Below are 9,379 nucleotides of genomic sequence, written 5' to 3' on the forward strand. Positions count from 1 at the left end.
AGCGCAAGTCACGTCCGCAAGGTCGCGATCACGTGCAGGTCATTGTCCTGCGTCGCGATCTTGCGGACGGGTTCCTTCCGCTGCGCGCAGTTCCCCGCGCCCCTGGGGTTGCTCGCTCTCTGCCCTCATCCGCCCGGCTGGACGAGGCCGCTCTCGTAGGCGAGGACCACCGCTTGGGCGCGGTCGCGGAGGTTGAGTTTGGCGAGGATGCGGCCGATGTGGGTTTTGACGGTCTGTTCGGCGAGGACCAGGTGGGCGGCGATCTCCTGGTTGGAGAGGCCGCGGGCGATGAGGCCGAGGACTTCGGTCTCGCGCGGGGTGAGGCCGTTGAGGCGCAGCCGGGGATCGCGGCGGGGGGCGGGGCGGTTCTGGGCGAAGTCGGCGATCAGGCGGCGGGTGACGGAGGGGGCGAGGAGGGCGTCGCCGGCGGCGACCACGCGGACGGCGGAGATCAGGTCGGCGGGCGGGGCGTCCTTGAGGAGGAAACCGGACGCGCCGGCCCGCAGCGCCTCGTAGACGTAGTCGTCGACGTCGAAGGTGGTGAGCATCAGGACGCGCGGGCGGTGGACGACGCCGGGCGGCGGGTCGAGCAGGTGGCGGGCGGCTTCGAGGCCGTCCATCTCGGGCATGCGGACGTCCATCAGCACCACGTCGGGGTGGGTGCGGCGGCTGACGTCCAGCGCCTCGCGGCCGTTCGCGGCGTCGCCGACGACGTCGATGTCGCTCTGGGCGTTGAGCAGGGCGGCGAAGCCTGCGCGGACCATCGCCTGGTCGTCGACGATGAGGACGCGGATGGTCATGCGGTGGTCTCTCCCGGGGCGGCGAGTGGCAGGACGGCGGTGACCCGGTAGCCGCCGTCGGCGGTCGGGCCGGTGTCCAGGGTGCCAGCCAGCAGGCGGACGCGCTCACGCATTCCGGTCAGTCCGTGCCCGGTGGAGGCGGAGGTCTCGACGGCGGGGGCCTGGCCGGGCGCGGGGTCGTTGTCGACGTCCACGGTGAGCGCGCCGTCGGAGGCGGTGACGCGGACCCGGGCGGACGCGCCGGGGGCGTGCCGGACGACGTTGGCCAGCGCCTCCTGGACGATCCGGTACGCGGACAGGCCGATCGCCTCGGGGACGGGGTCGAGGGCCAGGACGGCGTCGGCGAGGTCGAGTTCGGCGTGCACGCCGGCCTGGGCGACGGTGGCGAGCAGGCCGGGCAGGTCGGCGAGGCCGGGTTGCGGGGCCTTGTCGGCCTCGGTGTCGGCGGCCCGCAGCACCCCGAGCAGGCGGCGCATCTCGGCGAGCGAGCCGCGGGCGGCGGTGGCGATCTGGCCGAACTCGGCGACGGCGGGCTCGGGCAGGCCCTCGATCCGGTAGGGCGCGCTGTCGGCCTGGACGGCGATCACCGACATGTGGTGGGCGACCACGTCGTGCAGCTCGCGGGCGATCCGGGCGCGTTCCTCCAGCAGCGTGCGCCGGGCGCGTTCGGTCTCGGAGATCTGCTCCTGGGCGGCGAGCAGCCGCTGCGCCTCGCCGCGTCCGCGCAGGCTCCAGCCGAGCAGCATGATCACGCCGGACAGCGCGGTGGCCACCACCGAGGTGCCGTCGAAGTACTCGGTGAAGAACGTCCAACTCAGGCTGCAGCCGAGGAAGGTGACCACCCAGACGGCGAACAGCGTGCGGCCGCGTTCCCGGATCGACAGGAACACCATCAGGAACAGGTAGCAGAGCAGGGTCGGGACGGGCCACGGCCAGGGCTGGTCGGCGGCCGAGCCGTGGGTGGCGATCGCGCCGACCAGCACCGACGGCGCCATCACCTGCCAGGCGGTGAGCGGCCGGACCAGCGCCAGCGGCAGCACCCCCGCCTGGACGACGGCCAGTGCGGCGGCCAGGCCCCCGTTCAGGCCGTAGAAGTGCGTCAGCGCGAACACGCCGGTGGGCAGCAGCGAGCCGACCATGGCCAGCACCACGAAGAAGGGCAGCGCCCGGACCCATGGCCGGCGGGCGCCGGACAGCGGCGGGCGGTGGTCCGGCACGGGCTCGACGAGGGCGCGCAGGAAGGTCTTCCAGGTGGTCACCGGCCCGAGGGTAGATCGGGACGGGGCCGCTGTCCTCATACTCCGGTCGGGAGCGGCCCCTGATACTGCGGTACTACCCGGCCGCGCGGTCAGCGCCAGGACCCGGCCAGCGCCGGGCCGAGCTGGTCGAAGTGGCGCTCGATCATGGCCAGCATGCCGTCCATGCAGTGGTCGTGCTGGTCGGGTTCGGCGGCGTACGACAGGTGCGAGAGCCGCACCACGGTGCCGAACACGGCGGCCAGCAGCCGGGGGCGCAGGTCGAGCGCGGGGTCGAGGCCCTCGCGTTCGGCGAGCACCCGGGCCACCTCGACCTCCTGCTGGAGGGCGTGCCGCAGGTGGGCGGCGAGCAGGGTGGGGGTGGACTCGATCAGCTCGAAGAGCTCCAGCGCGCCGGCCACGGTGCCGCGTTCGGCGACCCGGCCCTCGTCGAGGGTCAGCCAGACCTGCCGGACGGCGCCGCGCATCGCCTCCAGCGGGTTCTCCTCGGCGGGGCGTTCGCGCAGCAGCGCCAGGAAGGTCTCCTCGGCGTCGGCCAGCACGGCGAGGGCGACCTCCTCCTTGTTGGCGAAGTACCGGAAGAAGGTGCGCTGGGAGACCTCCACGGAGGCGGCGATCTCGTCCACCGTGGTCTTCGCGTAGCCCTGCCGCTGGAACAGCCGGTTGGCGGCTTCGACCAGGGCGCCCCGGGTGCGCTGCTTCTTGCGTTCGCGCAGGCCAGGGGGCTGCGGGTCGACGGCGATGGAGGGGGTGGACATGGCTCAACGATAGCGCTCTGACACTTGTCATCAAGTGGCACAAGTCACCGTTTGTCGATTGTCAGCGGCTGACATAATGTTCGAGCCGGTCTCTCGCACACCACACGAACGGGGAAGTCCCGAGCCATGAGCCAATCCGTCGTCATAGACAAGGAAGCGGCTCCGGCCGCCGGAGGGAAGCTGCGGGGACACCCCTGGCTGACCCTCCTCACCGTCGCCGTCGGCGTCATGATGGTCGCCCTCGACGGCACCGTCGTGGCCATCGCCAACCCGGCGATCCAGACCGACCTGAAGGCCAGCCCCGCCGACATCCAGTGGGTCACCTCCGGCTACCTGCTGGCCCTGGCGGTGTTCCTGATCACCGCCGGCAAGATCGGCGACCGGTTCGGCCACAAGTCCACCTTCCTGGTCGGCGCGGTCGGCTTCGCCGCCACCTCCGCCGCGATCGGCTTCGCCGGCTCGATCCAGCAGGTGATCTTCTTCCGCGTCCTGCAGGGCCTGTTCGGCGCGCTGCTCCAGCCCGCCGCGCTCGGCCTGCTGCGCGGGGCCTTCCCCGCCGACAAGCTCAACATGGCGATCGGCATCTGGGGCGGCGTCATCGGCGCCTCCACCGCGGCCGGCCCGATCGTAGGCGGCCTGCTGGTCGAGCACGTCAACTGGGAGTCGGTGTTCTACATCAACATCCCGGTCGGCATCGTCGCCGTCGTCCTCGGCCTGCTGATCCTCAAGGACGTCCGCGCCGAGAAGGCCGCCAAGTCCTTCGACATCCCCGGCATCGTGCTGCTCTCCGGGGCGATGTTCATGCTGGTCTGGGGCATCATCAAGGCCCCCACCTGGGGCTGGGGCGACCCCGCCACCCTGCTCTTCCTCGGCGGCGCGGTGCTCGCCCTGGTGGCCTTCGCGGTCTGGCAGAACTTCGCCAAGGAACCGCTCATCCCGCTCACGCTGTTCCGCTCCGTCCCGCTGTCGGCGGGCACCCTGCTGATGGTGCTGATGGCGTTCGCGTTCTTCGGTGGCATCTTCTTCGTGACGTTCTACCTGCAGAACGTGCACGGGATGGCGCCGGTGGACGCCGGCGTCCACCTGCTGCCGATGACCGGCATGATGATCGTCGGCGCCCCGCTGGCCGGCTTCCTGATCGGCAAGGTCGGCCCGCGCATCCCGATCGTCGGCGGCATGCTGCTCACCACCGGCGCGATGCTCGGCATGTCCACCCTGGACATCCACTCCGGCAACGGCGTCATGTCGCTGTGGTTCCTGCTGATGGGCCTCGGCCTCAGCCCCGTCATGGTCGGCGCCACCGAGGTCATCGTCGGCAACGCCCCGCTGGAGCTGTCCGGCGTGGCGGGCGGCCTCCAGCAGGCCGCGATGCAGGTCGGCGGCAGCCTCGGCACGGCCGTCCTCGGCGCGGTGATGGCGTCCAAGGTCACCAGCGTGCTGCCGGAGAAGTGGGCCGCGACGGGCGTCCCCTTCCCGGACGGGGAGCAGGGCGAACAGCTCAAGCAGCTCGCGCAGCTCGGCATCGCCCCGCCGATGCCGCAGGGCACCCCCGAGCAGATCACCACCGGCGTCGCGGACGCCGTCCACTCCTCCTTCGTCAGCGGCATGGGCGTGGCCTTCACCGTCGCCTCGATCGTCGCCCTGCTGGCGGCGGGCCTCGGCCTGCTCACCAAGCGCGGCGCGAACGAGGCCGGGCCGGCCGTGCACATCTGACACGCCCGGCACTACGAGATCCGCCCGAGGAGGGGAGTCCCCTGCTCGGGCGGATCTTTGCGCTCTGGCCTTCCGCTTCGCGCAGTTCCCCGCGCCCCTGACGGGGCGCGGGGAACGGTGGAGCAGGTGGAGCGGCCAGCGCTTAGGCGTCGCCGCCTGCGGCACCCGGCTCGGCCGCGGCCACGTCCAGGAGCTGGTAGCGGTCGATCGCGTCCTTCAGCGCCGAGCGGTCGATCTTGCCCTGCTTGGCCAGCTCGGTGAGGGTGGCCAGGACGATCGACTGCGCGTCGATGTGGAAGAAGCGGCGGGCCGCACCGCGGGTGTCGGCGAAGCCGAAACCGTCGGCGCCCAGGGACTGGTACTGGCCGGGGACCCAGCGGGAGATCTGGTCCGGGACGGCGCGCATCCAGTCGGAGACGGCCACGAACGGACCCTCGGCCCCGGAGAGCTTCGAGGTCACGTACGGGACGCGCTGCGGCTCCTCGGGGTGCAGGAGGTTGAACTCCTCGGCCTCGACGGCGTCGCGGCGCAGCTCGTTCCAGGAGGTGGCCGACCAGACGTCCGCCTTGACGTTCCACTCATCGGCGAGGATGCGCTGCGCCTCCAGGGCCCACGGCACGGCCACGCCGGAGGCGAGCACCTGGGCGGGGATCTGCCCGACGGTGCCCTCGGAGAGCTTGTAGAGGCCCTTGAGGATGCCGTCGACGTCCACGCCCTCCGGCTCGGCCGGCATCTTGATGGGCTCGTTGTAGACGGTCATGTAGTAGAAGACGTCCTCGCCGTGCGGGTGCTCGGCGGAGGAGCCGTACATGCGGCGCAGGCCGTCCTGGACGATGTGGGCGATCTCGTACCCGTAGGCCGGGTCGTAGGCGACCACACCGGGGTTGGTGGAGGCCAGCAGCTGCGAGTGGCCGTCGGCGTGCTGGAGGCCCTCGCCGGTGAGCGTGGTGCGGCCGGCGGTGGCGCCGATGACGAAGCCGCGGGCCAGCTGGTCGGCCATCTGCCAGAACTGGTCGCCGGTGCGCTGGAACCCGAACATCGAGTAGAAGACGTAGACCGGGATCAGCGGCTCGCCGTGCGTCGCGTAGGACGAGCCGGCGGCGATCAGCGAGGCGGTGCAGCCGGCCTCGGAGATGCCGTCGTGCAGCATCTGGCCGGACGGGGACTCCTTGTACGCCAGCAGCAGCTCGCGGTCGACCGACTCGTAGGTCTGGCCGAGCGGGTTGTAGATCTTGGCGGACGGGAAGAGCGAGTCCATGCCGAAGGTGCGGTACTCGTCCGGCGCGATCGGCACGAAGCGGTTGCCGATGCCCTTGTCCCGCATCAGGTCCTTGAGCACCCGGACGAACGCCATGGTGGTGGCGATGGTCTGGTTGCCGGAGCCCTTCTTGACCGCCTTGTACGCGTCGTCGCCCGGGAGTTCGAGCTTGCGCGGGCGGACCTTGCGGGTGGGCACGTAGCCGCCGAGCTCCTCGCGGCGGTCGTGCATGTACTGGATCTCTTCCGAGTTGCGGCCCGGGTGGTAGTAGGGCGGGTAGCCCTCGTCGAGCTGCTTGTCGGTGATCGGCAGGTGCAGCCGGTCGCGGAAGCGCTTCAGGTCCTCGACCGTCAGCTTCTTCATCTGGTGGGTGGCGTTGCGGCCCTCGAAGTTGGGGCCCAGCGTCCAGCCCTTGACGGTCTGCGCGAGGATGACGGTCGGCTGGCCCTTGTGCTCGCGGGCGGCCTTGAACGCGGCGTACACCTTGCGGTGGTCGTGACCGCCGCGGCCCAGGTGCTGGATCTGCGAGTCGGTCATGTTCTCGACCATGGCGCGCAGGCGCAGGTCGCCGCCGAAGAAGTGCTCGCGGATGTACGCGCCGGACTCGGTGGCGTAGGTCTGGAACTGGCCGTCGGGGGTGGTGTTCAGCTTGTTGACCAGGACGCCGTCGCGGTCCTGGGCCAGCAGCGGGTCCCAGGTGCGGTCCCAGACCAGCTTGATGACGTTCCAGCCGGCGCCGCGGAACTGCGACTCCAGCTCCTGGATGATCTTGCCGTTGCCGCGGACCGGGCCGTCCAGGCGCTGCAGGTTGCAGTTGACCACGAAGGTCAGGTTGTCCAGGCCCTCGCGGGCGGCCAGGGACAGCTGGCCGAGCGACTCGGGCTCGTCCATCTCGCCGTCGCCGAGGAAGGCGTACACCTGCGAGTCGGAGGTGTCCTTGATGCCGCGGTGCTCCAGGTAGCGGTTCATCCGGGCCTGGTAGATCGCGCCGAGCGGGCCGAGGCCCATCGAGACGGTCGGGAACTCCCAGAAGTCCGGCATCAGCCGCGGGTGCGGGTAGCTGGAGAGGCCGTACGGCGCCTTGGACTTCTCCTGGCGGAACGCGTCGAGCTGCTGCTCGGTCAGTCGGTCCAGCAGGAAGGCGCGGGCGTAGATGCCCGGCGAGGCGTGGCCCTGGAAGAACACCTGGTCGCCGGACTCGCCGTCGGCGTCCTTGCCGCGGAAGAAGTAGTTGAAGCCCACGTCGTACAGCGACGCCGAGGAGGCGAAGGTGGCGATGTGGCCGCCGACGCCGATGCCGGGGCGCTGGGCGCGGGACACCATGACGGCCGCGTTCCACCGCGTCGCGTTGAGGATCTTCCGCTCGATCTCCTCGTTGCCGGGGAAGAACGGCTCGTCCTTGGTGGCGATGGTGTTGACGTAGTCCGTGCTGCGCATCTCGGGCACGGCCACACGCTTTTCACGGGCGCGCTCGATCAGCCGCAGCATCAGGTAGCGGGCACGCTCGCGCCCGCGCTCGTCGATGGCAGCGTCAAGCGACTCCAGCCATTCCGCGGTCTCCTCGGGATCGAAGTCCGGGACCTGGCTCGGGAGGCCGCCAATGATGATCGGGTTGCGATCGGATCCGGAAGCCACGCTGTTCCTTCACTGTCGGTCGAAACTGAGTTGTCGCGCCGCCTCCATCGTGCTACCGCGTTCGGAGATCCGTCATCTCTACCGATCGGTAACCGTTCCGCTGGTTGGGCGGTACGGTCAGGAGGTGGTCCGACCTGGGATCCCGGCCGGAGGATGGCCGCCGGTCGGGATGAGGGCCAACAGGAGACTTTACGCCCGCACACAGTGCTGGCCCGAATGCCGTTCGCATCTCGGGCAGGCGTGCGGCCCGCGCGCGGGTGGCCGACGAAGCGTCCCGGTCCCCCACGGATGCGGATATTTCGGTGTGATTGCCCACACGGAGGGCGGCGTGTCGGCCTGCGACACGTCAACCTTTGGGTGGGATCGGGGGTCGGGTACTTGCGCGAACCGCCGCTCCCGTGTGGACTACGGCCACAGCCTCGGCATGGATGCCGAGCCGAATACTGGAGGTTATTCCCGTGAGCGCGACCGCGGACCCCGCGGACAAGTCCAACCCGGCGCTTCGTCTGGGCTTCGAAGAGGGCCAGATCATTCAGGAGATCGGGTACGACGAAGACAGTGACCAGGAGCTCCGCGAGGGCATCGAGGACATCACTGGCACCGAACTCGCCGACGAGGACTACGACGACGTCGCCGACGGCGTCCTGCTGTGGCACCGCGACGAGGACGGGGATCTCACCGACGCCCTGGTCGACGCCCTGGAGTACCTGGCGGAGGGCGGCCTGATCTGGCTGCTGACCCCGAAGACCGGCCGTGACGGGCATGTCGAGGCGCACGAGATCGCGGACGCCGCGAAGACCGCCGGCCTGTCGCAGACCAGCTCGGTGGCGATCGCCAAGGACTGGGCGGGCACCCGACTGGCCACCCCGAAGGCCTCGAAGACCGGCAAGCGCTGAGATTCGGACCGCGAGCGACACCGCGGGCCCCGGTGGAGGAGACTCCGCCGGGGCCCGCGCGCGTTGCCGCCACCGTGTTCGCTCAGGGCTGAACAATTCGTCGAACCGCCCCGTGGCTCACCCGAACGGCTGAACGGGCGGGCGCGGATGCGAGGATTTCCCTGCCCGCACCACCACGTCCCGGCAGGAAGGTCCCACCATGGCCATCGAGATCGGCGCCCAGGCCCCCGACTTCGAGCTGAAGAACCAGCACGGCGAGTCGGTGAAGCTGTCCGACTTCCGCGGCGAGAAGAACGTCGTCCTGGTCTTCTACCCGTTCGCGTTCACCGGCGTCTGCACCGGCGAGGTCTGCGAGATCCAGAAGGAGCTGCCGCGCCTGCAGAACGACGAGGTGCAGGTGCTCGCCGTCTCCGCCGACTCCCCGTTCTCGCTGCGCGTCTTCGGCGACCAGCAGGGCCTGGAGTACCCGCTGCTGTCGGACTTCTGGCCGCACGGCGAGGTCTCCCGCGCCTACGGCGTCTTCAACGAGGAGAAGGGCTGCGCGGTGCGCGGCACCTTCGTCATCGACAAGGCGGGCGCGGTCCGCTGGAGCGTCGTCAACGGCCTGCCGGACGCCCGCGACACCCAGGAGTACCTGGCCGCCCTTGGCGCGCTCTGACGCCTCCTCGACCCGGCGGCGCGCCGATTTTCCGCCGCGCCGCCGGGCCGAGTCGCCGCCGCGGCCGGGGAACCCCGCACTACGATCGGGCCGTTGACGGATCGGGAAACCGACTTCTTGGAGGACCACGTGGGTGTCAGCCTGAGCAAGGGCGGCAATGTCTCGCTCACCAAGGAAGCGCCGGGCCTGACCGCTGTGGTCGTCGGCCTCGGGTGGGACGTGCGCACCACCACCGGCACGGACTTCGACCTGGACGCCAGCGCGCTGCTCTGCACCGAGCAGGGCCGGGTCCGCTCCGACGCCGACTTCATCTTCTTCAACAACCTGAAGAGCGCGGACGGTTCGGTCGAGCACACCGGCGACAACCTCACCGGCGAGGGCGAGGGCGACGACGAGCAGATCAAG

General features: G+C 70.5%; 8 protein-coding genes. 4 read left to right on the plus strand and 4 right to left on the minus strand.

The features are described 5' to 3' along the window. Positions 1-125: 125 nt before the first annotated feature. The 3 genes from ACWEMJ_RS32465 to ACWEMJ_RS32475 all read right to left on the minus strand — a co-directional run bounded on the left by ACWEMJ_RS32465 (position 126) and on the right by ACWEMJ_RS32475 (position 2,814). Positions 126-800, minus strand: coding sequence for a response regulator (locus ACWEMJ_RS32465; RefSeq protein ID WP_452140728.1), 675 nt, complete (start codon positions 798-800; stop codon positions 126-128). Then, the gene (locus tag ACWEMJ_RS32470; protein WP_452140729.1) at positions 797-2,059 is read right to left on the minus strand and encodes a sensor histidine kinase; all 1,263 of its coding nucleotides are present in this window, start codon (positions 2,057-2,059) and stop codon (positions 797-799) included. Before ACWEMJ_RS32470 ends, ACWEMJ_RS32465 begins: the two co-directional genes overlap by 4 nt. Before the next feature lie 89 nt (positions 2,060-2,148). Further along, positions 2,149-2,814, minus strand: a complete 666-nt coding sequence (locus ACWEMJ_RS32475; protein ID WP_452140730.1) for a TetR/AcrR family transcriptional regulator — start codon at positions 2,812-2,814, stop codon at positions 2,149-2,151. 126 nt (positions 2,815-2,940) lie between these two features. Here ACWEMJ_RS32475 and ACWEMJ_RS32480 point away from each other — a divergent pair, with 126 nt between their 5' ends. After that, a complete protein-coding gene (locus ACWEMJ_RS32480) occupies positions 2,941-4,527 on the plus strand; it encodes an MFS transporter (RefSeq protein WP_452140731.1) in 1,587 nt (528 codons plus the stop codon). Between the two features lie 142 nt (positions 4,528-4,669). Here the strand turns inward: ACWEMJ_RS32480 and aceE are convergent, their stop codons facing one another. After that, the gene (gene aceE, locus ACWEMJ_RS32485) at positions 4,670-7,420 is read right to left on the minus strand and encodes a pyruvate dehydrogenase (acetyl-transferring), homodimeric type (RefSeq protein WP_452140732.1); all 2,751 of its coding nucleotides are present in this window, start codon (positions 7,418-7,420) and stop codon (positions 4,670-4,672) included. Positions 7,421-7,878: 458 nt separating this feature from the next. On the opposite strand from aceE, the gene ACWEMJ_RS32490 reads away from it, so the two are divergent. The 3 genes from ACWEMJ_RS32490 to ACWEMJ_RS32500 all read left to right on the plus strand — a co-directional run. After that, positions 7,879-8,316 (plus strand): DUF3052 domain-containing protein, encoded by a 438-nt coding sequence (locus tag ACWEMJ_RS32490; RefSeq protein WP_452140733.1) that lies wholly within the window; start codon positions 7,879-7,881, stop codon positions 8,314-8,316. Between the two features lie 199 nt (positions 8,317-8,515). After that, the gene (locus tag ACWEMJ_RS32495; RefSeq protein ID WP_452140734.1) at positions 8,516-8,974 is read left to right on the plus strand and encodes a peroxiredoxin; all 459 of its coding nucleotides are present in this window, start codon (positions 8,516-8,518) and stop codon (positions 8,972-8,974) included. 129 nt (positions 8,975-9,103) lie between these two features. Beyond that, a partial coding sequence (locus ACWEMJ_RS32500; RefSeq protein WP_452140735.1) for a TerD family protein occupies positions 9,104-9,379 on the plus strand: 276 nt, incomplete at its 3' end.

Source organism: Kitasatospora sp. NPDC004531 (assembly GCF_053602195.1).